This is a genomic window from Selenomonas oralis, assembly GCF_051603425.1.
GTDB classification, from domain to species: domain Bacteria; phylum Bacillota; class Negativicutes; order Selenomonadales; family Selenomonadaceae; genus Selenomonas; species Selenomonas sputigena_A.
Map to the genome: position 1 here is coordinate 1,065,725 of NZ_CP194411.1, position 25,689 is coordinate 1,091,413.

Genomic DNA, 25,689 nt, shown 5'->3' on the forward strand with positions numbered 1-25,689 from the left:
GTATGAGGGAGCAGAGAAGAACGAGATGAAGGCGACGATCATCGATGTGGCAAAGGATTCCGGCGTTTCAGTGGCGACGGTCTCGCGCGTGGTGAATGGCAATTATCCCGTGCGCGAAAAGACGCGGCTCAAGGTGGAGGATGCCATCAAAAAACTGGAGTATGTGCCGAATTTGCAGGCACGTGAGCTGAACATGCAGCGCTCATCGAGCATCGGCGTCGTCGTACCGAGCTTTGACAATATGTTCTTTGCCGAGGTGCTCGACGGAATCGAGGAGCATCTGCGGCAGAGCTCGTACTCCCTGCTCCTCGCGTGTGCACAGAACGATGCGGCGCGCGAGGAAGAGTGCGTGCGGGATTTCATCACACGCAATGTTTCGGGCGTCATCGTTGTCAGTCCGAATACGGAGATGGCTGTGTCGGACTTCTACGAGAATACGGCGGCGCGTCTGCCTCTGGTCTTTGTCAACAGTGCGCGGGAGATCGCGGGCATATCATACGTGACGAGCGATCAGAGCAGCGGGGCGCGGGCGGCGCTTGAGCATCTCTTTCACTACGGGCACGAACGCATCCTCTTCGTGCAGGGGGAAAACAGTGATTCCTACCGCATCAAGGAGAAAGTTTACCGTTCCGTCATGCAAGAGCGCGGGACATTCCATGAAGCGGATATTGTCAATATCGGCGAGGGCAATCGCATCGAGACCGTCGAGAACACGATGTTCATCCTGATGGACATGATGCTGGGGTTTGCGCCGACGGCAATCTTCTGCTGCAACGATCTCATGGCGATGGGGGCGCTGAATGCTTGTCAGCGCATGGGGCGACGCGTCCCGCAGGATATCTCGTTGATCGGTTATGACAATACGGCACTCAGTCGATACACTGCGCCCAACCTTACGACTATCGACCAGCACATGGGCGATCTCGGGCGGGAGGCGGCGCGCCTCATGCTGAAAAGGATCGAGGATGGCGTGACGGAGAGTGTCGTGCTTGCCAATACTGTGGTTGAGCGTGGGTCGACAGGGTTTCGCGTGGAAGAAAGTTGAAATGCGGGGGACTTGCATGGAAAAGGCTGCAAGCGAAGGGGGAAATTGCATGAACATCGTCTATCATGAGAAGGGCAAGGTCTTTCATCTCTTCAACGATTCCGTGAGTTACATCTTCATGGTGCTGCCCCATGGCGGGCTGGGTTCGCTCTACTACGGCAAGGCGCTCCGCGACCGTGAGGGTTTCGAGCACATCTTCGAGCGTGCGCACCGCGGCATGACGGCATGTGTCTTTGCGGATACGCGCAGCTACTCGCTGGACGCGATCCGTCAGGAATTGCCGACGTACGGCTCGTCGGATTTTCGCCGCCCTGCGCTGAATGTTCTTCAGGAAAACGGCAGCCGTATCCTCGATCTGCAGTATGCAGGCTATCGTGTCATGGACGGCAAGCCGAAGCTTGCCGGGCTGCCTGCGACGTATGCGGAGGCAGAGACGGAGGCAAAGACGCTCATCGTCGAGGTGAAGGACGAATTGACGGGACTGCGTGCCGAGCTTCTCTATACCATATTTGCCGAGGGCGGTGCCATCGCGCGCAGTGTTCGCTATATCAATGAGGGCAAGGAAGTGCTGCATCTGCAGAAGGTCATGAGCATGTCGATTGACTTGCCCGATACGCAGTACGATTGGCTGGAACTGACGGGGGCTTGGTCACGCGAACGTCATATTGAGATTCGTCCGCTCACAACGGGCATCACGGCGATCGGCAGCCGCCGCGGGCACTCTTCGGGACAGTACAATCCATTTGCAGCGCTCCTGCGTCGCGGGACGACGGAGACATGCGGTGAGGCGCTGGCGATGAGCCTCGTCTACAGCGGGAATTTCGAGATGCTTGCCGAGGTCGACAACCACGGCGTGACACGTCTGCAGGCGGGTATTCACAGCACGGATTTCGACTGGAAGCTTATGCCGGGCGCAGAGTTCCAGACGCCCGAGGCGGTTCTCGTCTGGACGGATGCGGGACTCAACGGCATGAGTCAGACGTATCACCGTCTCTATCAGAAGCGATTGGCGCGCGGGCCGTGGCGCGACAAGGTGCGCCCGATTCTCATCAACAACTGGGAAGCGACGTATTTTGACTTTACGGAGGAGAAGCTGCTCAAGATAGCGGACAAGGCGGCGGAGTGCGGCATCGAGCTCTTCGTTCTCGACGACGGTTGGTTCGGTGCGCGCACCTCCGACTATGCGGGACTGGGCGACTGGACGGTAAACCGCGACCGTTTGCCGAACGGCATCGACGGACTTGCGGAGAAGATCGAGGCGCGCGGCATGAAGTTCGGCATCTGGGTCGAGCTTGAGATGGTCAACGAGGACTCCGATCTCTATCGTGCGCATCCCGACTGGGTGCTTTCCGTACCGGGACGGCGCAAGTCGCTCGGACGCTCGCAGTGCGTGCTCGATTTCTCGCGCCAAGAGGTGGTCGACAACATCTATGGGCAGGTGGAGGCGATTCTCGCGAGCGGCAAGGTCTCCTATGTGAAATGGGACATGAACCGCAGCATTACCGAATGCTGGTCGCACGCGCTGCCCGCAGATCAGCAGGGCGAGGTGTTCCATCGCTATATCCTCGGCCTTTACGAGCTCTACGAACGCCTGACCGCGAAATTCCCGCATGTGCTCTTCGAGTCCTGCGCTTCGGGCGGCGGCCGCTTTGACCCCGGTATGCTTTACTATGCGCCGCAGGCGTGGACGAGCGATAATTCGGATGCCGCCGAGCGGCAGAAGATCCAGTACGGCACATCCATGTGCTATCCTGTGAGCAGCATGGGCAGCCATGTCTCCGTCGTGCCGAACCATCAGATGAATCGCATGACGCCGCTGCACACGCGTGCGAATACGGCATACTTCGGGACGTTCGGCTATGAGCTCGATCTGAACAAGCTGACGGAAGAGGAGATTGCAGAGGTCAAAGAACAGGTTTCCTTTATGAAGGAGTATCGGGAAATCTTCCAGTACGGGACGTTCTATCGCCTGCAAAGCCCCTTTGAAAATAATGTCATGGCGTGGATGAGCGTGAGTGCGGATCGGAAGACGGCGATTGTCGGCTGGTATCGCACACTGAACCGCGTGAATTATCGCTTCGAGCGCGTGAAGCTTGCGGGACTCCTGCCGGATGTCCTCTATGAAAATCGCCGCAACGGTGTGCGCTGCTACGGCGATGAGCTGATGAACTACGGGCTTATCACGACGGACGGCACGGCGGGCGAACCGATTGCGGAGAACGGGCTGTCGGTGGATTTTGAGTCGCGCATTTATGTGCTGAAGGCTGTTGAATAGATTTGTATTGCCGGAAGGCAGCGAGGGAAACCGGACTGCACCCCAAAATACGGACAAAAATCCCTCCTGCTGTAGAAGAACTACAACAGGAGGGATTCTCTATGCTCGGGAAATAATATACAAAGGTGGTGTCCAAGATCGTGTCGGTGAGCGGCTGTGCGAGGTTCATTCTGTTATCGCTTTGCGCCGTATCTTGGAAGCACCGCGCAGCAGTTATTACGCCGGGGAGCATCCGCCGTGTTTTCTGTCAGCAGTTCCCCTTATGCACATAGCGCAGATGCTTCCCTGCGATGGCAGCGAGCCGCTCGATCGTCTCGATGGGCGTCGCGGGAGCGTATTCCTTCCAGCGCGGGAAGTAGCGGCTGATGTGGAGAGGCAGGTCGGGACTCAGCGAGGCGAGCCAGAAGGATTCTTCTTCCATATCGCCTGCACTGTCGTTCTGACCGGGGATGATGAGCGTCGTGACTTCGACGTGGCAGCTCTTTACAGCGCGGGCGATCGTATGCTTGACCGCAGCGAGGTCGCCGCCGAGGCGGCGGTAGAAGTCCGGCTGCCAGCCCTTGAGGTCAATGTTCATGGCATCGACGTGCGGGAGGAGCGCTTCCAAAGGCGCAGGCGCGATCGTGCCGTTCGTCACGAGGACGACGAAGAGGCCGGCCTCGTGCAGCAGCGGCGCGGCATCCATGATGAATTCATAGCTTAGAAGCGGCTCGTTGTAGGTGAAGGCGACGCCGATATTGCCGGGCGGGCGGCGGCTGAGGTCATGGGCGAGCGCGGCAAGCTCGGCGGGCGTGACGTCCTGCGTCTCGCTTTGCCCGTCCGCCATGGAAATCGCGTAATTTTGGCAGAAGGGGCAGGCGAGGTTGCAGCCGAAGCTGCCGACGGAGAGGATGAATCTGCCGGGGTGGAAGTGATAGAGCGGCTTCTTCTCGATGGGGTCGAGGGCGACGGAGGTCAGCCTGCCGTAGTTCTTGCAGCGGATCGTGCCGCCCTCGTTCGCGCGGGCGCGGCAGAAGCCCGTTTCGCCCTCGGCGAGGCGGCAGTGGTGCGGACAGAGGGAGCAGACGGTGCGCTTGGGTGATGGCGCCCCTGCCGTGGCCGCGTCAGTCTCCCCGGGGCGGGCGCGTTTTTCTGAAATATCCCGGTGTGACGGGATCATTTCCATGTTCAATGGTGCCGTTCGACTTCGAAGCGCCAGATGCGGATCGGCGCATCGTCCGGGATGCCGCCTTTCTTGCGCGCGATTTTGAGCTGTTCGTCCGCCGTGTCGACGCCTTCCAGGTCGGGCAGGAGAAGCCCCTTGCGGCCGCGCGATTCCACAATCACGCCATACCGCTTCGGATCGAGGTCTTTTGCCGCATCGTTGATAAGCTCCGGCTCCGTCAGAACGTCGACGCTGTAGACGATATCGGGCAGCTCGTCGTCTTTGAGCGGCGAAAAGCGCGGGTCGTGGATGGCGGCAGAAACCGCATTGTAGAGGATTTCTTCCGCAATATTCTTTTGCGCGGGCTGGAATGTGCCGATGCAGCCCCTGAGTTCGCCGTCCTTTTTCAGAGAAACGAAGACCCCGGCGCGTCCGTCCATCTCTTCCGGCAAATCCTCGGGGATTGCCGCATATTGCCCGGTCACGACGAACTTCTCAACGCTTTCCCGCGCCAGGCGCACATAGGCGTCTTCCGCCGACTTGATGTCGTCGAGGCTGCGGCGCCGTGCAATCTCATAGCGCATGCCGAAATTGCGCTTCAGATCCTCGCGCTTGACGACGAAGGAAACGAGGCCGTAGCCGACGCCGAAAGGCCCCTGATAGGAGAGCTTCTTGATCTTCAGCGCCTGGCAGTCGAGCGCTCCCGCCATGATCCAGAAGGAGCGCAGGCCGCACTCCGCCGCCTGTTTGCAGAGCGGCGGATCCATCTGCAGGAGCTTGAGGAACGTTCCTTCCTCGAGGTTTTTCATGCACGCCTTGTCGAAGCGCGGTCCCTCGGGCGCGAAGCCGTAAGGGCCGTCGGGGGAGAGTTTGTGCGAGAGATCGCCGCTCGCGATGAAGACCGTCTTTCGATTGAGCTCCTCCGCCGTCCGCGCGATGCTCATGCCGAAGCGGTAGTGGTCGAGCGGCGTCAGTCCGGAAAGCCCGACGCGCACGAGGCGGAAATCCTTCGTATGCGCCTGCAGGAAGCGCAGCGGCACCATCGTGCCGTGATCGAGCGCCGCGTTGCGCCCGCCCAAAGGCCCGGCCTCAAGGCCTGCCTCGCCCGCGACCGTGGCGAGCGTCTTGGCGAATGCCGTGTCGTATTCGGCATGCACCTCGACTTCAGGTGCGCCGAACTGCGCGAAGCTTCCTGTGCCTTCATCGCCCGGCGAGATATGGAAATAGTCGGCATACATGACGGCGTGCGGACTTGAGATAACGACGGTGTCCGGCTCGAAGGAGGCAGCCTCCTTCATTGCCCGCTCATAAGCGTTTATCGTGAGCTGGATCTTGCGCTCCTCGCCCTTTCCGATTTCCGGCAGGATGATTGGCGGGTGCGGCACAGCATAAGCAGCTAGAATTGCCATGGGTAAGACCTCCTCGAAGTGCGGTGTTCATTAAAATATGTATTCGATATGAGGAGGGAAAAGCCCTTTATTTGAAATGAAATTTGCGCCAGGATGCGTGATGTGCCGCTGCTGTTTTTATGGCGCGATTCTGTCAGCCATGTTATAATCGGTTCGTTGCCTCCTCCAGACTGGCACGGGAAGGAGGGCGCGTTTTATGGAGTTCATCACCTTTATTCTCTCCGTTTTGGCAGGTGTGATTTGCCACTGCATCTGCAAACGGCTTGACGGAAGAGACAAGGGCAACAAGCCTAGGCGTTAATCCCTGCCTGCAGTATGGGAATAGAAAAGCCCCCCGAGTCGCTACCTTGGGGGGCTTTTCGTGCGCCAATGAGTTCATCACTTTTGCCGTTCTTAGTATACCATGGTTTTTCGTATGTGTGCAAGTGATGTGCTGCTGTTTTTGTAGGTTCTTCGTTTAGCGTGCGAGTGGGTATGGCAAAGGTCATGCGCATGGAGCGGTCCTTTATCCGATCTGCTATGCACGAATCGTATAGCAGATGCCATTTTTGGCATTGTACAAAAACCGGAAGCGCTTTTAAGGAAACGCTGATAAAATGAAGTCGCCCAGATTTGCGCAGATGCGCTGGTTCTATCTAGGAGACAAACCGGAGGCGTAGCGGTGCTACGTCGAGGATTTGTCGACGACGAGAGGACAGCGCAGATGCGTGAAGATGGGTGGCTGAATTTATCAGCGGTTCCTTAAAATAAAATACGAAAGAGAACGCTAGGATACGAATGAAGGAAATCGATGGGAGGAACGATACCATGACGAAGGAAGAATGGAGCGCCGGGGGTCACACGGAAGAGCGCGGCGGCGCTTTTGTCAAGCATTGGCACGGCGCGAAGAAAGACAGCTGGTTCAGCCACCTCGCCGTCGAAGTGCCGGGCGAAGAGACGTCGAACGAATGGTGCGAACCTGTGACGGACGAGGCGTACGGGAAGCTCGAATAAAGCAGGCATGGCTTGCGGTGGTTCGCGGATCAGGGAGGAGCGAAAGAGTATAGAAAGCGCCCCTGCATCAGCAGGGGCGGAAGGGATGGTTAGGTTTGAAACAACTTGGCGTGACTTCCAAGGCGGGCAAGTGAAAGGATCAGCGCGTCCTCCTTGACTTGATAGATGAGCAGCCAGTCAGGCGTGATATGACATTCGCGATGATTGCGGAAGCTGCCCGCGAGGGCATGATCGCGATGCTGCGCAGGCAGCGGTTCCCGTCGTGCCAAAGTGTCGATGACGTTTTCAAGCAAGGTGAGGTCGCGATGTTGACGAATGGCAGCTTTGAGATCCTTTTTGAATTGTGCGGTTTGCTTAAGGAATCACTGATAAATTCAGCCGCCCATCTTCACACATCTGCGCTGTCCTCTCGTCGTCGACAAATCCTCGACGTAGCACCGCTACGCCTCCGGTTTGTCTCCTTGATAGAACCAGCGCATCTGTGCAAATCTGGGCGACTTCATTTTATCAGCGCTTCCTTAATCTTCAGCATCTACTTCGTCCTTAGCCTCACGAATCAAGTCGGCAGCGCAACGATATGTTTTCGCGGCAATTTTTCCGGCAGCGATGTCATCAGACTCCTGCAGTGCAGCCAAGGTTTCAGGAGTAAAGCGAGGTTTTTGTATCGCGAATGGCAGACCTTCATGAAGAAGGATTTGATGGAAAAAAATATTTACTGCATCGGAAGCGGAAAGTCCAAGTGTGCGCAAGATATTTTCGACAGAAATCTTGACTTGGGGTTCAAGGCGTATATGCAATGTTTCTGTTTTTGCCATGCAAATCAGCTCCTTTATCAAATTGTATCACGTTGGGTACACAAATGCAAAGAAGATGGAAAAGATATTTGCATGGCGGCTTTTTTATGCAATCGTCTTTTCCGTCACTTTGTCGAACAGCTTGCGATACTTCGGCAGGTCTTCCTTCAGGCATACGAGCCGGTAGTCCGTGTGGCATTCGGGGTCGGCGAGCGGCACACAGAGGCGGCCTTCGATCGCTTCGCCTCGCGCGATGAAGTAGCCGGACTGAAAAATCGGATAGGGGGAGTTTGCGGCGAGTTCGGTGAGCGTCGTGCGCTCTTCCTGCATGAGATAGCGCGTTTGCGGCGTCTTTTCGTGCACGGCTTTCATCCAGAAGCCGACGCGGTTGAGGAGCAGCAGCGTTTCGCCTTTGAGATAAGAAAAAGCGCAGTGCATCTTGATACTGCGCTTTTTGCATGCGCTTGATTGTATACTTTGAAAAGAATATAATCAAGGTATAGATTATAAAAATCGCTGCTCCGTCGCCAGGCGTCTGACGAAGTGGGCAGAGACCGTAAGAAAGGCGGGAGCATCTCATGCCGGAGCGGGTTCGGGCGATACAGTGCCATAACTGCGGCGGGGCGATGTACTCCGAGCAGAAGGCGGCGGCGTATGTCTGCGCCTTCTGCGGTACGGAGGTACCGTGGACGGACGCACCGGTCTTCTGGGCCTCGCCGATTACGTTCCGCCATAAGCCCGTGCAGATCGTGGACGGGGCGATGAAGCTCGGAGCGGTGGAGACGATGTGGGAGGTCGAGGCGCACGACAAGGGCCTCCTCAGCCAGCACTACCGCCAAAAGAGCGTCGAGGAGAAGCTCGCGCTCTGGGACAAGACGGCGACGGAGGCATTTGCGGGGGTCTGCCGGCTGACGTTCCGCTGTCCCTTCTGCGGCGGAGATTTCTCGGGCGAGTCGACGCAGCATTTCTTCACTTGCGGCTACTGCAACAATACGTTCGGCGATGAGGAACTGCTGCGCCCCGGCGCATATCGGCGGGAGTTCATCATGGGCGTTGGCGCGAAGAACGTCCCGGGCAAGGCGATTCCGTTCGTTGTGACGCCGCTGCAGGCACAGAATGCCGCGCGCAAACTCGCATGGAGATTTCCACAGGAGTTTTTGGGGCAGGACATTGAGCGCCGCATCCGCTCGGATATGACGGCAGTCTACATCCCGTTCTCGCTTGCCGACCTCAGTGTCAAGATGTGCATCCGCAGCGATCGGAGGAGTTTCGAGGCCTACGAGGAAATCATCAACTGGGCGTGCCCCGACACGGCGCTTTATGATATCCATCTGCTTGATCGGCTCGACCCATGGGATTTCGGCGCGGTCATTCCGTTCGATCCCGCCTTTGCCGAGGGGATTTTCCGCATCGCGGCGGCGGCGAACAACGTCTCGCGTGTGGAAGTGATTGAGAACATCCTTGCAGAGCGGTTTGTCTCCGACGTAAAAAGTACATTCGATTTGGCGGCGCCTTCACTCATACTCTGGGGACGCGATTTCCGTGTGCACAGAAACGCTTATTTTCTGCTGCCCGTCTACGTTCTGGATCGACGCGCAGAAGACGGGGAAGGTGCGCGGCAGGTGCGCATCGCAGTGAACGGGCAGACGGGAAAGGCTGTTGCGCTCTTCTATCGGTATGGGCAAGAGGAGCGCTATGTGGCAGACGCACCTTCTCAGCTGCAGCCGATGTCGACGGAACATACGATCCGCACGCCGCCCGTCGCGGTGAAGCGCGTCGGTTCGCCGTTCCTGTACCGTGTCACGACGCTTGCCGAGGCGACGGAAGGATAAGGAAGCACTGATAAATTCAGCCACCCATCTTCACACATCTGCACTGTCCTCTCGTCGTCGAAAAATCCTCGACGTAGCACCGCTACGCCTGTGGTTTGTCTCCTCGATAGATACAGCGCATCTGTGCAAATCTGGGCGACCTCATTTTATCAGCGCTTCCATAAAGCTGACGACGTTCGCTCGCCTATGGACGCATCGAAAATAATTTCCACGATATTCCTGTTTCCGTAAGACAAAGTGACAGAAAAGTTGTATAATGTATACAAAAGATAGACGATTCGCACAAAAGGAAAGGACGGGATTGCAATGCGGAAAGAACATGATTTTCTCGGCGAACTTGAGGTGCCGGACGAGGCGTATTACGGCGTGCAGACGCTGCGTGCCGTGGAGAATTTCAGTATCACGGGCAGGACGCTCGACGTCGATTTCATCCAGGCGCTCGCGAAGGTGAAGAAGGCGGCGGCGCAGGCGAACATGGAGACGGGAAGGCTCGATAAGCGCATCGGCAACGCGCTCGTCGAGGCGGCGGAGGAAATCATCGACGGAAAATTCATCGACCAGTTCCCCGTCGATCCGATCCAGGGCGGCGCGGGTACGTCGGTCAACATGAATATGAACGAGGTCTTGTCGAACCGCGCGCTTGAAATCCTCGGCGAGCCGAAGGGCAGCTATGACATCATCTCGCCGAACAATCATGCCAATATGGCGCAGTCGACGAACGACGCTTTTCCGACGGCGATCAAGGTCTGTCTGACGCACAAGGGACATAAACTGACGGCGGCGCTCGACTATCTGGCGACAGAACTGGAAAAGAAGGCGGAGGAGTACAAGGACATCCTGAAGATGGCGCGCACGCACCTGCAGGATGCCGTGCCGATCACTCTGGGGCAGGAGATGGGCTCCTATGCGTCCGCCGTGCGCCGCAGCATCAAGCGCGTCGGCTGGTCGATGGACAGCATCCGCCTCATCAATATGGGCGGTACGGCGGTCGGTACGGGGCTGAATGCCGAACCGGCCTACATCAAGGCGGTCGCACGCAAGCTCCGCGAGATCACGGGCGAGAATTTCGAGACATCGACGAACATCATCGACGCGACGAACAATACGGACGGCTTCGTCGATGTGTCGTCCGCGCTCAAGAACACCGCGCTCGTGCTCATCAAAATGGCGAACGACTTCCGCCTCATGGCGTCGGGTCCGCGCTGCGGGTTCAACGAGCTGAACCTGCCGAAGCGCCAGCCGGGCTCCTCCATCATGCCGGGCAAGGTCAATCCCGTCATCGCCGAAGTGCTCGACCAGGCGTGCTACCAGGTCATCGGCAACGATCTCGCCGTTTCGTTCGGCGTCGAGAACGGGCAGTTCGAGCTCAACGTCATGGAGCCGATCATGGCATACAATCTTTTCAGCTCGATGAACTACCTGACAAACGCTGTGCGCACCTTCGTCGACAAACTGCTCATCGGCCTCGAGCCGAATCGCGAGCAGTGTCAGCAGTGGGTCGACCGAAGCGTGGGCGTCGTCACGGCGCTCCTGCCGCATATCGGCTACGAGCAGTCGGCGATGCTCGCGAAGGAGGCCTATACGACGGGCAGGCCGATTCGCGAGGTCATCTTGGAGAAGCAGCTCTTGACGAAAGAGCAGCTCGACCACATCATGTCGCCCGAGCAGATGACGCATCCGGGCATTACGCACGAGTGAGGGAATATAGGGAAAGGCCGTGTTAAGCAGCTTACCGATGTTCGAACCTGAAAAGAAGAGCCGTCGCACAAGGCAGCATTGCATTGCTCTTGTGCGGCGGCTCTTCTTTTCAGGCAGAGAGCAGGTGTTGCTTCAACGGTTTTTCGTGAGAAGAGCCCTTCTTTAAAACAAACTTGAATATAAATGATATTATATAATTTTTTTTGAAAACTATTGATTTATTTTGAAATAAACACTATAATAAATACAGAAAATAAAAACTAAACAGAAGTAATCAAGAGGAGTGAGTGACGTGAAATTTGCTACCAGAATCAACTCATTCAAATCCAACACGGTTAGGAATGTGGAAGAAATCCTAGATCTCATGGGAAAAGTAGAGGGACTGGATTTTGTGGATTTAAATTATCCAGAACATTTCGAAGGCATTGACATCAAGAATATGCGGGAATTGCTCGCACGGAACGGTTTGAAACTCAATGGAGTGGCGCTTCGTTTCCGTGATGAGTTCATCCGCGGAGAGCTGGGGAATGCGGATGCCGCGGTCGCTGCGAAGGCGTTGGATTTGTGCAAGGAAGCGGTTGATGTTTGCCGCGATTTGGGCGGCGAAGTCGTCACCATCTGGCTTGGTTACGATGGCTACGACTATTCGTTCCAGATGGATTATGTCAAAGCGTGGAAGCAGACGGAGCAGGCGTTTCGCGAGGTTTGCGACTATGGTAGAGATTTGCGGATCAGCATTGAATACAAGCCGTTTCAGCCGCGTGTTTATTCCCTGATTTCAAGCTGGGGAAGCACGATGTCCATGCTGCACGATGTTGGGCGCGATAATCTGGGTATTACGTTGGATTTTTGCCATATGCTTATGAAGAACGAGAACCCGGCGTTCAGTGCGGCGTATCTGGGTGAGCGCGGCAAGCTGTATGGCGTTCACCTGAATGATGGAGCGAAGTTCAATGATGACGGTCTGATGATCGGCATGGTCAACTTCATACAGACGTTGGAGTTCATCTATTATTTGAAACGCTATCGCTATGACGGCGTTGTCTATTTTGATACTTTCCCTGTGCGTGAGGATGCCATGCAGGAAGTTCAGGCAAACATTCGCATGATGGGCAAGCTGGAGAAGTTGGTAGAACGCATCGGAATGGAGGAGATGACAAGGGTTATTCAAACAAACGACGCGATTGAAGTGCAGAAAATGATTTGTGATTGTTTTTGAGGAAGCGCTGATCGAATTTATCAGCGCTTACCCGGGCTGAATTGGAGGGTAAAACGATGAGCAAGAGATTCTGGGTGCTTTTGACGGCGCTTGTCATGTCTTTGGCGCTGCTTTTGACCGGCTGCGGAGGCGACAAGGGAGCGGATAAGAAGCAGGAGACGAAGGAGCAGGCGCAGAACTTCAATCCCGATGAAGAGAAGGATGCCATTGATTTTGCAAAACTGCGCAGCGATTATGGGAAAATCGCCAAAAAGGATGGCGAAATCAAGCTCGGTGCGGTGGCAAAATCCTTTGAAAACGAGTATTGGCGCACCTTGAAAGAGGGTATGGAACTCGGCGCAGCAGATTTCGCACAGCATGGCTACAAGGTCACGATCGATGTAAAGTCTGCGCAGAGCGAGGGTGATGAGCAGGGACAGTTCTCTATCGTCAAGGATATGATCAACAAGAAGTACAGCGCCTTGCTGCTCTCCCCTATTTCCGACGGTAATCTGATTCCGGGCGTTGAGATGGCGCAGAAGGCGAACATCCCGACCATCAATGTCAACGACGGCATCATCGCGATTGCTCCGAATTACGTTGGCCCGCGTGCCATACAGAACGGGGAGCTTGCTGCGGAGTGGATTGCACAGAAGCTCGATAAGTCCGGCAAGGTGGCGATCGTCATTGGTATGCCGAAGGCCTTTGCCGCTCGCCAGAGAACGGCAGGCTTTGAAAACTGGATGAAGGAGAATGCGCCGGGCATCCAGATCGTCGAGAAGCAAAATGCGGATTGGGATCGTGCAAAATCCAAGGATCTTGCGGCAACCTGGATCAAGAAACATCCGGATTTGAAAGCGATTTTCTGCAATAATGATACGATGGCGCTCGGTGTTGTCGAGGCCGTCAAAGAGGCGAACAAGGATATTCTCGTCGTTGGTGTCGATGGAATCGGCGAAGCCTATGATTCCATCCGAAAGGGTGGGCTTTCTGCGACGATTGATTCCTTCCCGAAATATAAAGGTCAGGTCGCAGTTGAGGTGGCTATGCGTATTCTCGCCGGAGAAAAGATGCCGCGCGTCATTTGGACGCCGCAGGCTTTGATCGATGCGACGAATGTCAATACGCCGGCGGAAGAAATCATCCATTGGACAGCGCCGAAATTTGAATGAACGGATAATTCAAAGGGACAAGGCCGCAGTGGTCTTGTCCCTTTATAAAAAGGGGGGGAGGATATGGAAAAACAAGAAATGATTGAATTTCGGCAGGTCGGAAAATCTTTTTCGGGCAATAAGGTGCTCGACGACATTTCGTTTTCCATCCGTAAAGGAGAAATCCATGCCCTGATGGGGGAAAACGGCGCAGGAAAATCCACATTGCTCAATATTCTGCACGGGGTGTACCCGGATTATGAGGGCGAGGTTTTCATCGAAGGGGAAAAAGTGCATTTCGCATCGGTGCAGGAGGGACTGAAACGCGGCATCGCAAAGGTTCATCAGGAAGTCAGCGTGATTTCGGCACTCACTGTCGGGCAGAATATCGCCCTTGGCTACGAGCCGCAAAAAGGACCGTTTGTCGATTATGACGCTTTATACAAGCATACGGATGAGATTTTGGAACGGCTTCACTGCAAGTTCCGTAGCCGGGATTCGGCAGGGCTTTTGAGCACCGGCGAAATGCAGATGCTGGCCATTGCTAAGGCACTTTTCCACAAGGCGCAGGTCATTTCGTTCGACGAGCCTACGGCGGCACTTTCGGAGCATGAAGTGGAGACCTTTTTCGACGTTGTCGCAGAGCTCAAGAAAGCAGGCATGACCATCCTTTATGTTACGCATCGCATCAACGAGGTTTTTGCGATCGTTGATCGCACGACGGTTCTGCGGGATGGAAAATATATTGGGACGTATGAGATTGCTTCCATTACCAAGGAAGCTTTGATCCAGAGCATGGTCGGGCGAGACGTCGCTGCTTTTGCCGTGCGTAACCAGCCTTCCTGCGCACAGTCGGAGGTTGTGCTCGAGGTGAAGAATCTTTGTCGTGACAACGTATTTTCGAATATCAGTTTTCAGCTTCATCGTGGGGAATTGCTCGGGTTTTCCGGCTTGGTCGGCTCAAAGCGCACGGATGTCATGCGAACGATTTTTGGCGCCGATCAAAAAACGGCCGGGGAAGTCTTTGTAGGAGGAAAGCCCGTTCATATCAAGAATCCGCGTGACGCGCTCTCCTGCGGCATCGCCTTGATTCCGGAAAATCGCAAGACGCAGGGTTTTGTTCGCATGATGAATAATGCGGACAACGTGGGGCTGGCATCGCTCAAAAATTTCTGTAAGTTTGGTTTTGTTAATGTGAAGCAGAAAATCAAGAATTGTGAGCATTATATCGAGCAGATTCACCTGCATCCGGCTGACCCGTATTACGATACGGAAAAATTAAGCGGCGGCAATCAACAGAAGGTGGTTATTGCCAAATGGCTGAGCACGCATTCGAATATCATCATTTTTGATGAACCGACAAAAGGCGTGGATGTTGGAGCCAAGGCGGAAATCTATCGCCTGATGGAGGAACTTCTGGCAGAAGGCAAGTCCATCCTCATGGTGTCCTCAGAAATGCCGGAGATCATCGGCATGAGCGACCGCGTCATCGTCATGCGCGAGGGCAGGATCATGGCGGAGCTGCAGCGTGGGGAACTGAGTGAGGAACGGGTCATTTCCTGCGCAATGGGAGGAGGAAGTTAACGTGGCAAAAGGAAAAATTTTTCAAACCATGGGGCGTGAGATCGGGGTATTCGTGGCTTTGATCGCGGTCATGGTGGTTTTTTCTGCGATAGATGAGCACTATTTTACGATGGCGAATCTGATCGACATCGTTGACCAGAGTACGATCAACGGCTTGATTGCCATCGGCATGACTTTCGTCATCGTGACGGGTGGCATCGATCTTTCTGTGGGTTCGGTCATGGCGATCGTCATTGTTCTCGTAGGGCGGCTTTTAACAGAGCAGGGGATGGATCCGATTTCGGCGACGATTGTCGGCATCATTCTGGGATTTGCCCTTGGTTCGTTCAATGGCTTCCTCATCACAAGACTGAAGTTGCAGCCTTTCATTGCCACGCTCGGCACGATGAGTGTCTATCGCGGTTTTGCCTACATCATCACGAGCGGCTGGCCGGTGCTGAACATCCCGCAGGAATTCCGCACGATGCTTGACGGGGATTTCTTTTCAATTTTTCGCATCTCGATTTTGATTTTGTTGATTTTTGCGTTTATTACGCATATTCTCATCAAGTCCACGAGGTTTGGAAATTATGTCTATGCTATCGGCAGCAACGAAGAAGCGACCCGGCTCTCGGGCGTGAGTGTCGATTTCAACAAGCTGATGACCTATGGGCTCTGCGGCGTCGGTGCGGCTCTTGCAGGCATGGTTATGTTGGCGCGTCTCGGTACGGGTGAGCCGGCAGCAGGACAGGGCTACGAGCTCAATGCCATTGCGGCGGCGGCAATCGGCGGGACGAGCCTTGCGGGCGGCAAGGGAACAATTATCGGCACGCTTTTGGGAGCATTCCTTCTCTCTGCGCTCAAGGTTGGGCTTGTCGTCGTCGGAGTAGACGCTTTTTGGCAATATATAGCGACGGGCGGAATCATCGTCGTGGCGGCCTATTTTGAAGTGTTGCAGAACAAGATCAAGGGCACGCATTGATGGTTTGGTGATGCAGGAGGAATATGACAGTGAAAGAGCAGTTGATTACAGTCATAGGCAGCCTTAATTACGACATTGTTTTCAAGCAGGAGCGCCTGCCTTCCCCCGGGGAGACCTATACGGCGGATTCCGTGCAGACCGCGGGCGGCGGCAAAGGGGCGAACCAAGCGGTGCAGTGCGCGAAGCTCGGGGCGCAGACCTATATGGTCGGTGCCGTGGGAAATGATGCGATGGGATCGTTCCTGCGGGATTCGCTGGAGAAGTATGGTGTAGAAACCCGGTACTTGCTTGAACGGGAGGGAGGCTCCGGATTCGCGGTTGTCCATGCCCTTGAGGACGGGACGGTTGCTGCAACACTGGCCAGGGGCGCGAATTATGCTCTGACTCGGGACGATATAGAGGCGGTGCGCGATCTCCTAAAGCGCAGCAAAATTGCGGTTTTCCAGATGGAAATTCCACGCGGGGTGCTTGAATACGCCATTGAAATTGCTGCGGCAGAAAAATGCTTCATCGTACTCAATGCTGCACCAGCGGCGCCTATTGATAGCAGCGTCTTGAAAAAGGTCGACTGCCTCGTCGTAAATGAGGTAGAAGCGTCGTATTATTGCGGCGCAGAAATACGCGACCGAGCCTCAGCTGAGCAGTAGATCGAGGCGCTTCATGCGAAATGCGGCCGTCTCGTCATCATAACCTTGGGCGTTCAGGGCAGCGTCATCTATGACGGACAGCGGCTGGAATTCATCCCGGCGAAAAAGGTGGAGGCGATCGAGTCCACAGGCGCAGGGGATTCTTATATTGGAGCGTTCAGCGTCCGTCTACTGGAAGGAGAGGATTGCTTCAGTGCAGCTCGTTTTGCGGCGGAGGCAGCGGCACTAACGGTCACAGGAATTGGGGCGCAGCCGTCCATGCCGACGCGTGAACAGCTGAGATAGCATGAAACAGAAAAAAATCGTCATTCAACAAGGTGTATGGTATAATGGAAACCAGTTTTGTTTGCAGCACGCCAATAAAGTGGGTGACGGAGAATTGATTCCCTATGTGAGAAAACAAAAGATCATTGCGGCGTTGGAGAAGACGGAGCTTCTCTACGTCGAACAGTTGGCTGAACTCCTCGGCATCTCGATTTCAACCGTGCGTCGTGATGTGAGGCGATTGGCGGAAGAAGGTATGATCAGTGCCCTGCGCGGCGGCGCTGTTAAACTGAAGCGTGGAGCTTATGACACACCCTTGGAAACGAAGCAGCTTCTCAACAGCGATCGGAAGCAGCGCATTGCCCGATATGCCGCATCCCTTGTGGCAACGGGAGATGTCATTTATCTTGACTCGGGAACAAGTGTGCTCTATATGGCAAAATATTTACGAAAGAAAAAGATCACGGTTGTCACATCGAATACGAAGGCTGTGGATGAATTGTTGGATTCGGCAGCAACGCTCATAACCTTGGGCGGAGAAATCAACAAACAACTGGGCTCTGTTGTCGGTTCGGCGGCAGAAATGATGCTGCGCTCCATGTATTTCGATAAGGCCTTTCTCGGGGCGAGCGGCTACAGTTTGCTCGGCGGCGTCAGCACGCCGGATGCGCGTGAGGCGATGAAAAAGACCATCGTGCACGAGCGCTCAAAAGACGCTTATGTCTTAGCGGATGCTTCCAAAGCAGGGATGACAAGCTTCTGCAAAGCCTTCGATTTAAGCGACGCCGTCCTCATTACCGATGAGGAGAACGACTGCCTGAAAGATTGCAAACAGTATTTCGTTGTTTGATTCCTTTTGTCCATTGAAGCTCCCGAGCAGATGACGCATCCAGGCATCACGCACGAGTGAGGGAAGGATTATGCCGTTGCCTGGAAGTGTCGATAATAGATTATATGAGAGATGTACAGTAAAGGAGGCGTTTGCATGAAACGGATTTTTCTGGCCGTCGTTTTTGCCCTGTTTGCCCAAGTCTTATGGATGCCGCAGACCTTTGCCCAAGATGTCTGGGCAACATCCTATGACGGCAAGGACATCTACGTCGTGACGGAAACCCTGGAGAAAGAGCGGGTTCCGACAGGCAATGCCACCAGCTATCGCGGGATGGTGAAGTTCGTGCACGGCGATGAGCTGCAGAACACGGCGCAATACTTGTACAAAGCGAGCGAAGACGGTGTGTTTCTGTCGATCGACGGCGGTGCCTTTTTCCGACTCGGCGGAGATTTTGACGGCGTTCCAGAGAGATATGCACACTACATGGCGGTCTATGATACCATGTGGAAGACGCTGAGAAACAATAGAAATTGAAAATCGTATCCCCATTGCCTACCCCAAAAATGTTCAGGTGGACTTGAGCGAAGATGAGAAAAGAGCGTTCAGAAGTATCGTGGAAGAGATGAAAGCGATTTTTCAGAGGAAGGAGAGGCAGCATGGGGCAGATGATGTCGGGTGCAGCAAGTGAGATTTTGGCAGGATTGCAGGAAGCGTTGCTGGATGCGCAGGGAGCTTCGGTGCATGGTCTGAAAAAGACAGTCGTGTATCGCATCCAGCCACAGGAAGTGCGCAAGAGTTTGGCTATGTCACAGCAAGAGTTTTCGCGAGCTTTCGGGATTCCGTTGGCTATGCTGCAAAATTGGGAACAGGGACGCAGGCAGATGGATGTCACTGCAGCCTCATATCTGAGAACGATTGCACGATTTCCCAAAGAAGCCATGGCGGCACAGATGTGAGCCGCCATGGCTTCTTTTTCAGTATCTTTCCACCCATCGTCCGTCGAAGTGCGGCACGAAGGAGGCGGAGACGGTGCCGCCTTGCTGGATGTAGCAGTTTTCGATGCCGAGACTGCGCGCATGGTCGACGACGCTTTCGTACTCGAACGTCGTGAGGCGGCGCTTGAGTTCGGGGACTTTTGAGAGGTCGCCTATAGGCGTGTATTGGTTCATGAGGCTGATGTAAATGGTATCAGAGAAGTTCTGCCAGAGCCAGTCGAGGATCTTCATGCTTTCCTTGCGCCGTCCCGGCAGAACGAGGTGGCGTACGAGGACGCCGCGCTGCATACGATTGGTATCATCGAAGACGGGACGGCCCGCGATCTCGCGCATGCGGCGGATGGCGGCGCTCGCCGTCTTGAAGTAGTCGGGGGCGGCGCTGTAGCGGAGCGCCGTTTCTTCCTCCATGTATTTGAGGTCGGGCAGGAAAATGTCGACGAGTCCCGCCATGAGGTCAATGGTATCAATGGTCTCATAGGCGGAGGAGTTGTAGACGACGGGGAGCTTCAGCCCCTGCGCCTTGGCGAGGCGGAGCGCGGCGGTGATCTGGGGGGCGAAGTGCGTCGGGGTCACGAGGTCGAGCGTCGCCGCACCGCGCGCTTCCTGTTCCAGGAAGATTTCGGCAAGGCGCTCTTCCGTGACGGTGATACCAAAGTTTTCCCGGCTGATTTCGTGGTTCTGGCAAAAGGCGCAGCGCATATTGCAGCCCGAGAAGAAGACGGTGCCCGCGCCCTTTTCGCCCGCGAGACACGGCTCTTCCCACGGGTGGAGCGATACGAGCGCGACGCGCGCGTATCTGCCCCCGCCGCAGAAGCCACGCGCATCCTGCAGGCGGTTCGCGCCGCAGCTGCGCGGACAGAGGCGGCAGGCGGCGAGCGGCGCGAGGTCTTTGCCCAGGTTTTTTGCCGTGCAGTTCTTTGCTGCACGGCTTTTTTGCGCGGGCGGGAGGCTTCCGGCATTTTCCTGCTTCGCGGTTCTCATTCGCGTCCCTCGAGCTTTGCCGCGTCGAGCAGCGGCCCGTACTTCGGACGCCACCATGATATGGCACGCACGGCGTTGATGTAGTCCTGCAGTGCCTCTTCGTCCAGGTCGCCGCTGCGCTCTTTGATGGGTTCTCCTGCGAGCGGCACAGTGTCCGTTCTGCCGATGGCGTCGTGCGTGATCCAAAAGCCGTAGTTCACGCCGCAGCGGTTGCCGCAGGTGAGGCTCCTGCCGACGGCTTCGTAGCGGAAGCCGGCGGGGGCGATCAGCTCAAGGAGCGTCGGCACGATGTCGATCTGGCTTCCGGCCGCGTCGGCAGGCAGCAGTTCCGGACGCACGCCCTTGCCCGTGAGGATGAAGGGAACGCCATAGCGTTCGTAGAGCGTCGGCGTCTTTTCGATGTTGTAGCGGTCGGCATGGTCGCCGACGATGAGGAAGAGGCTGTCCGGGAATTTCTTTTTTGCCGCGCGGATGAAGGCGGCGAGCTCGCGTGAGGCGTACCAGTAATGTCCCAGCTCCTTTAGCAGGTCGTCGTCTTCCTGCGCTTTTGGCGGGAGCGCGGCGCGCACTTTTTCGGCTGGAAATCCCTTGGCCGCGAGATCGACGGTGTAGGGCGAATGGTTTGAGACGTTCAGGAGGATGTTGAAGCTCGGCACAGCGGGATCGATGCGTGAAAGCGCTTCGGCGTAGAGGAATTCGTCGTCGATGCCCCATACGCTTCCCTTGTCCGCATCCGCTGCGAGGTCGCCGCGGCTGTAGAAACGATCGAAGCCCTGCGCTCGAGAGAAGGCTTCGATGCGTTCCCAGGTCGCAGGCCCGGCGTACCAGAAGCTCGTTTCGTAGCCGAGGCGTTGGAGTGCGGGAGCGGCTGCCGTCGGGTAGGGGGCGGCGAACGATTCGGGCATGGTCGTCAGGTAGAGGTTGGCGTCGGCAAACCCTGTGACGATGCCCGTGACGGCGGCAACGGTGCTCGGGCCGTTCGGCAGGAATGCGTCGCAGTAGGCTGTATCAGGTTCGGCGAGGATTTCCTTCATGGGATCGGCGATATGGAGATCTTCGTATTTTTTGAGAAGCGGCCAGTTCGCATAGCTTTCCGAGATGATGAGAAAGATCTGGCGCGGCTTGTCGATCTGTGCGCCCTTTGCCTCGCGCACGAGGTAGACGTCGAGGTCGTCGCTGTCCGCAGGCCGTCCGGCGTGAAGCGCTGCGAGGCGGCGTATTTCGTCCGTGGTGAAGTCGAGCCCGTTGCAGGCACGGAGGCGGCTGTTCATCGTATAGGCGCGGTAGACGGCCTGGAAGTTGTCGAGGATGGTCTCGTTGAGGAAATGGTCTTTCGTGACGCCGGCGTTTTCCCAGTCGACGGCTGTCTGCCAGCGGAGGCTGCCGCCGAAGAGCACGAGCAGGGATACGACGTAAAGACCGCCGAGGAAGGCGGCGCGGGAGAGGATCCTTACGAAGCGTCCCCTTTCGGGCAAAGAAGGCGCGGGGATGCGGTCGAGCAGGAAGAAAAGAGCGCGGCAGAGGAGCCATGCCATGAGGAATGCGCCCAAAAGGCGCAGGGGCAGTTGGAATTCCTGCACGAGCGAGACGAAAAGGGCGAAGGCGTCATCGTTCGCTGTATTGAAGAGGAGCTGGTGGAAGCCCGAGTGGAACTGGCGGTAGTAGGGGAAGCTGGCAGCGTAGAGGACGGAAAGCACCGTGAGGGAAACAGCGGCCGTCGCGCGCCAGGCAAGGCGTTCGAGCGGCGGATAGGCGAGGCGGAAGAAGGCGGCAGGGAGGAGCGAGGCGAGCGTCAGAAGCCCTGCCGTCTGGCAGCTGAGGCGCAGGCCGCGCCAGACGGCGAGCGCGATATCGGGAGCGCCGACGCCGCCGCCCATGTAGTCGTGCAGCCAGAAGATGAAAAAAAGGCGACAGAAAGAGAGGACTGCAAGGTAGAAAAGAAATACCCTGAGCCCTCTGTTCATGAAGGTATAAAATCCCTGCCAATCAAGCAGGCGGGAAGAAAATGGCTGCATGAGGCTTGACGCTCCTGTGGTCGATGGATTCTTGCGGCCGAGGCAGTTCGCGGTCCAAAGGTGCGGGCGGCGTTCCGCAGGCCGATGTTCGGCGCCGCGCGCCCTTACTCCTCCGGCACGATGATGTCCACGCCGTAGTCCTCGGCAGCCTGGCAGATGTCGGGCGCGGGCTGCGAGTCGGTGATCAGGCCGGAGAGGGTGTCGAGCGTGACGTAGTTGTAGTTGCCGTCTGAGCTGAGCTTCCTCGCCTCGGCGACGACGTAGGCGCGCTTGGAAACGCGGATGATGGCGGCCTTGTTGATGCCGTCCTCGATGTCATAGGTCGAGACGCTGTTTTCCTTCACATCGACGCCGACGGCGCCGAGAAAGGCGATGTCGGGCTTCAGGCGCGAGATGAAGTCGAGGGTCATGCCGCCCCAAAAGCCGTCGCGGCTCTTATTGATGACACCGCCGGCAAAGACGACGCGGATCTTCGGGTTCTGTGCGAGGATCGAGAGGATGTCGATCATGTTCGTGACGATGGTCAGCTCGCGCTCGTCGTGCACCAGCAGTTCCGCGACGGCGAGATTGCTCGTCGAGATGTCGAGAAATACCATGTCGTGCTCATGGACGAGGTGCAGAGCCGCGCGCGCAATGCGGCGCTTCGCCTCCACGTCGATGTCGCGGTGCTTGCTGACCTCGATGGTATGCGGATTCTCGCGCCGGATGACCGCGCCGCCGTAGGTGCGCTTGAGCCTCCCCTGCTTTTCGAGCGCACCGAGATCCTTGCGTATGCAGTCCTCTGTCACATGAAAACGCTCGCTGAGGTCTTTGACACGAACCTTGCCGTCGCGTGCCAGGATATCGAGAATGGCATCGTGGCGTTCCACAAGAAACATAGTATCGCCTCCGTTATTATTGATTCATCGCATTTTCTCCAATTCTAACTGAAAAGAGATATTTTTTCAAGTCCTATATTTTTCCTATAGATTCGGATGCCGAAAACGCCCGGCAAAGGGAGGCGGATGATGCTGCCGACCGGTTGACGGATTCCGGCGAAGTATGCTAAACTTAGGGGCGACGATGCGGCGGAAGCCGTGATCGACGAGCTTTGCTCCTCCGGGAGGAAATCTTTTTCAGTTCGGGGCGCAGCGCCTTGGTCTTGCGCAATGGAGTCTCGTGAACCCCGTCAGGTCCGGAAGGAAGCAGCGGTAAGCGAATCGCTTCATGTGCCGCGAGGGTGCCTGGGAGCTGTGTCCCGAACTGGAAAAGAGAAATTGTCGCTGCTGTGCGGAGCGCCTGCTTTGTACAGCAGCGATATTTTTGTCTGATGCACACGGGCAGGGCGCGGGTCATGCGCCTGTCTGAAAGGCTTGCGTACGGGGATTGCCGCTGGGCAAGGAGGGAGTTCATATGGCTTATATCGCGCTTTATCGCCAATGGCGGCCGGGGAGCTTCGGGGAACTCGTGGGGCAGGAAGCGATATCGAAGACGCTTTCCCGGGCGATTACCCTAGGCAGGCTCAGTCATGCCTACCTCTTTTCGGGGCCGCGCGGCACGGGCAAGACGAGCACGGCGAAGATTCTCGCGAAGTCCCTGAACTGTGAGCAGGGCCCGACGCCCGAGCCGTGCGGGACATGTACCAACTGCAGGAAGATCGCGGACGGCACTTCGCTCGACGTCTTTGAAATAGACGCGGCTTCGAACCGCGGCATCGACGAGATGCGCGATCTGCGCGAGAAGGTGAAGTTCACGCCCGCCGAGGGCCGCTACAAGATCTACATCATCGACGAGGTGCATATGCTGACGACGGAGGCGTTCAACGCGCTTCTGAAAACGCTGGAGGAGCCGCCCGCGCATGTCGTGTTCATCCTGGCGACGACGGAGCCGCACAAGGTGCCCGCGACGATACAGTCGCGCTGCCAGCGCTTTGATTTCCGCCGCATTACGGTGGAGGAAATCGTAGGGAGGCTCGCTCATGTGGCGCAGGAAATGAAGATTCCCTGCGACGAGGAGGCGCTTCATCTCATCGCTTTGCAGGCGGACGGCGGCATGCGGGATGCGCTGTCGCTGCTCGACCAATGCTCGAGTCTCTCCGAGGACGGTGTGACGGCGGAGCGCGTCGGTGAAATCCTCGGTCTTGTGGGACACGCGCCGATCTACCGCCTGACGAAAGCCATCGCAGAGAAGGCGAAGGGCGAGATCTTCGATACGGTCGCCGATCTCCTGGCGGATGGCAAGGAGGCGATGCAGGTGCTCGCCGAGCTCGTCCTGCATCTCAGGAGCCTCATGCTCTATCAGGCGGCAGGCGAAGTCGCAGGGCTCGATCTCTACGGCGACAGGCGCGAGGCGCTGGAGGAGCAGAAAGGAAGCTTCAGCCAGGAGCAGCTGATGCAGATGATCGGCCGCCTGCACGGAGCGATGGCGGAGCTGCGCTGGACGCCACAGCCCCGCATCACATTAGAGGTTGCGCTGCTCTCCCTCTGTTGCGGGACGGGGGAAGAAGGCCGCTTGTCCGATGGAGAAACGAGGGCCGCTTCTTCCGGGACAGAGGCGGCTCCTGTTTCCGCAGGGCAAGCTTCGGCAGAGACGGCGCGCATCGCGCGTCTTGAGGCGGAGCTTGCCGCCTTGAAGGCGGTGGTGGAGGCGCGCCCTTCGGCGGCTGCACCCGCGCCGCGGCGTACCGCCTCGGCGGCGGGCGGGGCGGTGCGCCCGGCTCCTGCCGCTAGGGCGGGCGCGCCGGCGCTGTCTGCGGAGACAGGGCCGGCCGTGCCGCTTACGCCCGAGGGCGAGGCGCTTCATAAGGCGCTGCTCCAACGCCTCCAGGAGGCGAAGCGCGCGCCCGTGCTCGCCTGCATCAACGGCGCTTCCTTCGCGGGCCTTGCGGACGGGGTGTTCTACCTGCGCTTCAATAGCCCCTTTCTCGCGGAACGCACGGCACGCGCCGATTACCGTGAGGCCATCGAAAAGATTTTGGCCGAGCTTTCGGGCGAAGCGCTTACCTTGTCCTGCATCAAGCCGCAGGACAAGCCGGCGCCCCCGCCTGCACCGAAGCCGAAGAAGAAACCGGCGCTTGACGCCCTTCAACCGCTCCATCCCGCACCCAAGCGGCTGGAAATCGACGAGGCGGAACTCTCCCCCGACGAGCGTCGGGTCCTGCAGAATGCCGTCAACATTTTCGGCGGGGATATCGTCGATCTCCCGGAAGAGGAGCGCATCGAGGCATTGGCCGCCAAAGGCCGCCTCGTGACCGATGAAAGCGGCAGGAAAGACAGGGCCGGTGCGCCGTCTGCGCCTGCACCGCCGCCGGGGGCTGCGCCTTCGCCGTCGTCTGCCGCTGCGCCGCCGTTCGGCAAGGCTGCCGCCGCGCCGCCCGAAGCGACGGCCGCGCCGCCGCCTGAGGCCTATGAAGCACCGCCGCCGGGCGATGAGGACGCGCCCGAGCCGGAGGAAAACAGTTGACCGGCAGAACGCTTTACGGCTATAATTAAAAGGAAATCGAACAGACAGCGGGGAAAGTGAAGAACCTTTTTCCGCTTTTGAAAGGAGAAACGCAATGTTTGGTGGAATGGGCAACATGGGCAATATGGCCGGCATGATGAAGAAGGTCCAGAAGATCCAGAATGAGATGAAGAAAATGCAGGAGGATCTCAAGAAAAAGACCGTCGACGTGTCGGCGGGCGGCGGCGCCGTCAAGATCGTCATGAACGGCGAAAAGGAAGTGCAGTCGCTCCATATCGACCCGGCGGCCGTCGACCCCGAGGATGTCGAGATGCTGCAGGATCTTCTGTCCGCCGCCTTCAACGAAGCCGTCAAAAAGGTTGACGACATGATGGCGAGCGAGATGGGCAAGCTCACGGGCGGCCTCGGCCTGCCGCCGGGCATGTTCTGA

At 57.0% G+C, this 25,689-nt stretch carries 21 protein-coding genes, 1 other RNA gene and 2 pseudogenes; 16 read left to right on the top strand and 8 right to left on the bottom strand.

The window, feature by feature from the left end; genetic code table 11:
* The first annotated feature begins 25 nt into the window (after nt 1–25).
* Nucleotides 26–1,045, top strand: coding sequence for a LacI family DNA-binding transcriptional regulator (locus ACRTGH_RS05030; RefSeq protein WP_368847899.1), 1,020 nt, complete (start codon nt 26–28; stop codon nt 1,043–1,045).
* Between the two features lie 49 nt (nt 1,046–1,094).
* Entirely contained in the window at nt 1,095–3,320 is a 2,226-nt protein-coding gene (locus ACRTGH_RS05035; protein WP_368847900.1) for an alpha-galactosidase, read from the top strand.
* A gap of 247 nt (nt 3,321–3,567) precedes the next feature.
* Here ACRTGH_RS05035 and amrS read toward each other — a convergent pair whose 3' ends face one another.
* Nucleotides 3,568–4,479: an AmmeMemoRadiSam system radical SAM enzyme gene (amrS, locus tag ACRTGH_RS05040; protein ID WP_438474848.1), complete on the bottom strand. Its 912-nt coding sequence runs from the start codon at nt 4,477–4,479 to the stop codon at nt 3,568–3,570.
* Between the two features lie 8 nt (nt 4,480–4,487).
* Nucleotides 4,488–5,873, bottom strand: a complete 1,386-nt coding sequence (gene amrA / locus ACRTGH_RS05045) for an AmmeMemoRadiSam system protein A (protein WP_368847902.1) — start codon at nt 5,871–5,873, stop codon at nt 4,488–4,490.
* 807 nt (nt 5,874–6,680) lie between these two features.
* Here amrA and ACRTGH_RS05050 point away from each other — a divergent pair.
* Entirely contained in the window at nt 6,681–6,866 is a 186-nt protein-coding gene (locus ACRTGH_RS05050) for a cupin domain-containing protein (RefSeq protein ID WP_438474753.1), read from the top strand.
* An 89-nt stretch (nt 6,867–6,955) separates the two neighbouring features.
* Here ACRTGH_RS05050 and ACRTGH_RS05055 read toward each other — a convergent pair.
* The 3 genes and pseudogenes from ACRTGH_RS05055 to ACRTGH_RS05065 all read right to left on the bottom strand — a co-directional run.
* Nucleotides 6,956–7,213 (bottom strand): annotated as a pseudogene (locus ACRTGH_RS05055) (type II toxin-antitoxin system YafQ family toxin); the annotation flags it as partial.
* 171 nt (nt 7,214–7,384) lie between these two features.
* Entirely contained in the window at nt 7,385–7,681 is a 297-nt protein-coding gene (locus tag ACRTGH_RS05060; protein WP_368847903.1) for a type II toxin-antitoxin system RelB/DinJ family antitoxin, read from the bottom strand.
* Between the two features lie 84 nt (nt 7,682–7,765).
* The gene (locus ACRTGH_RS05065) at nt 7,766–8,098 is read right to left on the bottom strand and encodes a hypothetical protein (RefSeq protein WP_368847904.1); all 333 of its coding nucleotides are present in this window, start codon (nt 8,096–8,098) and stop codon (nt 7,766–7,768) included.
* A 140-nt stretch (nt 8,099–8,238) separates the two neighbouring features.
* Between ACRTGH_RS05065 and ACRTGH_RS05070 the strand changes: the two genes are divergently transcribed.
* The 10 genes and pseudogenes from ACRTGH_RS05070 (at nt 8,239) to ACRTGH_RS05115 (ending at nt 18,783) form a co-directional block, all read left to right on the top strand.
* Entirely contained in the window at nt 8,239–9,492 is a 1,254-nt protein-coding gene (locus ACRTGH_RS05070; protein ID WP_368847905.1) for a hypothetical protein, read from the top strand.
* Between the two features lie 306 nt (nt 9,493–9,798).
* Nucleotides 9,799–11,190, top strand: coding sequence for an aspartate ammonia-lyase (locus ACRTGH_RS05075; protein WP_368847906.1), 1,392 nt, complete (start codon nt 9,799–9,801; stop codon nt 11,188–11,190).
* Between the two features lie 292 nt (nt 11,191–11,482).
* The gene (locus ACRTGH_RS05080; protein ID WP_368847907.1) at nt 11,483–12,409 is read left to right on the top strand and encodes a sugar phosphate isomerase/epimerase family protein; all 927 of its coding nucleotides are present in this window, start codon (nt 11,483–11,485) and stop codon (nt 12,407–12,409) included.
* 56 nt (nt 12,410–12,465) lie between these two features.
* On the top strand, nt 12,466–13,560 hold the full coding sequence (locus ACRTGH_RS05085; RefSeq protein WP_368847908.1) for a sugar ABC transporter substrate-binding protein: 1,095 nt from the start codon (nt 12,466–12,468) through the stop codon (nt 13,558–13,560).
* 63 nt (nt 13,561–13,623) lie between these two features.
* On the top strand, nt 13,624–15,123 hold the full coding sequence (locus tag ACRTGH_RS05090) for a sugar ABC transporter ATP-binding protein (protein WP_368847909.1): 1,500 nt from the start codon (nt 13,624–13,626) through the stop codon (nt 15,121–15,123).
* Between the two features lies 1 nt (nt 15,124).
* Nucleotides 15,125–16,084, top strand: a complete 960-nt coding sequence (locus ACRTGH_RS05095) for an ABC transporter permease (RefSeq protein ID WP_368847910.1) — start codon at nt 15,125–15,127, stop codon at nt 16,082–16,084.
* 29 nt (nt 16,085–16,113) lie between these two features.
* Nucleotides 16,114–17,016 (top strand): annotated as a pseudogene (locus tag ACRTGH_RS05100) (ribokinase).
* Nucleotide 17,017: 1 nt separating this feature from the next.
* Nucleotides 17,018–17,845, top strand: a complete 828-nt coding sequence (locus tag ACRTGH_RS05105; RefSeq protein WP_368847911.1) for a DeoR/GlpR family DNA-binding transcription regulator — start codon at nt 17,018–17,020, stop codon at nt 17,843–17,845.
* A 135-nt stretch (nt 17,846–17,980) separates the two neighbouring features.
* The gene (locus tag ACRTGH_RS05110; protein WP_368847912.1) at nt 17,981–18,361 is read left to right on the top strand and encodes an 8-amino-7-oxononanoate synthase; all 381 of its coding nucleotides are present in this window, start codon (nt 17,981–17,983) and stop codon (nt 18,359–18,361) included.
* A 122-nt stretch (nt 18,362–18,483) separates the two neighbouring features.
* On the top strand, nt 18,484–18,783 hold the full coding sequence (locus tag ACRTGH_RS05115) for a helix-turn-helix domain-containing protein (RefSeq protein WP_368847913.1): 300 nt from the start codon (nt 18,484–18,486) through the stop codon (nt 18,781–18,783).
* An 18-nt stretch (nt 18,784–18,801) separates the two neighbouring features.
* Here the strand turns inward: ACRTGH_RS05115 and ACRTGH_RS05120 are convergent, their stop codons facing one another.
* The 3 genes from ACRTGH_RS05120 to ACRTGH_RS05130 all read right to left on the bottom strand — a co-directional run bounded on the left by ACRTGH_RS05120 (nt 18,802) and on the right by ACRTGH_RS05130 (nt 22,696).
* A complete protein-coding gene (locus ACRTGH_RS05120; protein ID WP_368847914.1) occupies nt 18,802–19,803 on the bottom strand; it encodes a radical SAM protein in 1,002 nt (333 codons plus the stop codon).
* A complete protein-coding gene (locus ACRTGH_RS05125; RefSeq protein ID WP_368847915.1) occupies nt 19,800–21,818 on the bottom strand; it encodes an LTA synthase family protein in 2,019 nt (672 codons plus the stop codon). Before ACRTGH_RS05125 ends, ACRTGH_RS05120 begins: the two co-directional genes overlap by 4 nt.
* 104 nt (nt 21,819–21,922) lie before the next feature.
* A complete protein-coding gene (locus tag ACRTGH_RS05130) occupies nt 21,923–22,696 on the bottom strand; it encodes a DeoR/GlpR family DNA-binding transcription regulator (protein ID WP_368847916.1) in 774 nt (257 codons plus the stop codon).
* Between the two features lie 254 nt (nt 22,697–22,950).
* Here ACRTGH_RS05130 and ffs point away from each other — a divergent pair.
* The 3 genes from ffs (at nt 22,951) to ACRTGH_RS05145 (ending at nt 25,689) form a co-directional block, all read left to right on the top strand.
* An RNA gene (gene ffs / locus ACRTGH_RS05135) (signal recognition particle sRNA small type) lies at nt 22,951–23,050 on the top strand.
* Between the two features lie 160 nt (nt 23,051–23,210).
* On the top strand, nt 23,211–25,259 hold the full coding sequence (dnaX, locus tag ACRTGH_RS05140; protein ID WP_368847917.1) for a DNA polymerase III subunit gamma/tau: 2,049 nt from the start codon (nt 23,211–23,213) through the stop codon (nt 25,257–25,259).
* Nucleotides 25,260–25,353: 94 nt separating this feature from the next.
* Nucleotides 25,354–25,689, top strand: coding sequence for a YbaB/EbfC family nucleoid-associated protein (locus ACRTGH_RS05145; RefSeq protein WP_368847918.1), 336 nt, complete (start codon nt 25,354–25,356; stop codon nt 25,687–25,689).

Bases quoted from the DNA above. Each gene is read 5' to 3' on its own strand.
- ACRTGH_RS05030 (WP_368847899.1), top strand. From the start codon at position 26: ATGAAGGCGACGATCATCGATGTGGCAAAGGATTCCGGCGTTTCAGTG.
- ACRTGH_RS05035 (WP_368847900.1), top strand. From the start codon at position 1,095: ATGAACATCGTCTATCATGAGAAGGGCAAGGTCTTTCATCTCTTCAAC.
- amrS (WP_438474848.1), bottom strand. From the start codon at position 4,479: ATGATCCCGTCACACCGGGATATTTCAGAAAAACGCGCCCGCCCCGGG.
- amrA (WP_368847902.1), bottom strand. From the start codon at position 5,873: ATGGCAATTCTAGCTGCTTATGCTGTGCCGCACCCGCCAATCATCCTG.
- ACRTGH_RS05050 (WP_438474753.1), top strand. From the start codon at position 6,681: ATGACGAAGGAAGAATGGAGCGCCGGGGGTCACACGGAAGAGCGCGGC.
- ACRTGH_RS05060 (WP_368847903.1), bottom strand. From the start codon at position 7,681: ATGGCAAAAACAGAAACATTGCATATACGCCTTGAACCCCAAGTCAAG.
- ACRTGH_RS05065 (WP_368847904.1), bottom strand. From the start codon at position 8,098: ATGCACTGCGCTTTTTCTTATCTCAAAGGCGAAACGCTGCTGCTCCTC.
- ACRTGH_RS05070 (WP_368847905.1), top strand. From the start codon at position 8,239: ATGCCGGAGCGGGTTCGGGCGATACAGTGCCATAACTGCGGCGGGGCG.
- ACRTGH_RS05075 (WP_368847906.1), top strand. From the start codon at position 9,799: ATGCGGAAAGAACATGATTTTCTCGGCGAACTTGAGGTGCCGGACGAG.
- ACRTGH_RS05085 (WP_368847908.1), top strand. From the start codon at position 12,466: ATGAGCAAGAGATTCTGGGTGCTTTTGACGGCGCTTGTCATGTCTTTG.
- ACRTGH_RS05090 (WP_368847909.1), top strand. From the start codon at position 13,624: ATGGAAAAACAAGAAATGATTGAATTTCGGCAGGTCGGAAAATCTTTT.
- ACRTGH_RS05105 (WP_368847911.1), top strand. From the start codon at position 17,018: ATGAAACAGAAAAAAATCGTCATTCAACAAGGTGTATGGTATAATGGA.
- ACRTGH_RS05110 (WP_368847912.1), top strand. From the start codon at position 17,981: ATGAAACGGATTTTTCTGGCCGTCGTTTTTGCCCTGTTTGCCCAAGTC.
- ACRTGH_RS05115 (WP_368847913.1), top strand. From the start codon at position 18,484: ATGGGGCAGATGATGTCGGGTGCAGCAAGTGAGATTTTGGCAGGATTG.
- ACRTGH_RS05120 (WP_368847914.1), bottom strand. From the start codon at position 19,803: ATGAGAACCGCGAAGCAGGAAAATGCCGGAAGCCTCCCGCCCGCGCAA.
- ACRTGH_RS05125 (WP_368847915.1), bottom strand. From the start codon at position 21,818: ATGCAGCCATTTTCTTCCCGCCTGCTTGATTGGCAGGGATTTTATACC.
- ACRTGH_RS05130 (WP_368847916.1), bottom strand. From the start codon at position 22,696: ATGTTTCTTGTGGAACGCCACGATGCCATTCTCGATATCCTGGCACGC.
- dnaX (WP_368847917.1), top strand. From the start codon at position 23,211: ATGGCTTATATCGCGCTTTATCGCCAATGGCGGCCGGGGAGCTTCGGG.
- ACRTGH_RS05145 (WP_368847918.1), top strand. From the start codon at position 25,354: ATGTTTGGTGGAATGGGCAACATGGGCAATATGGCCGGCATGATGAAG.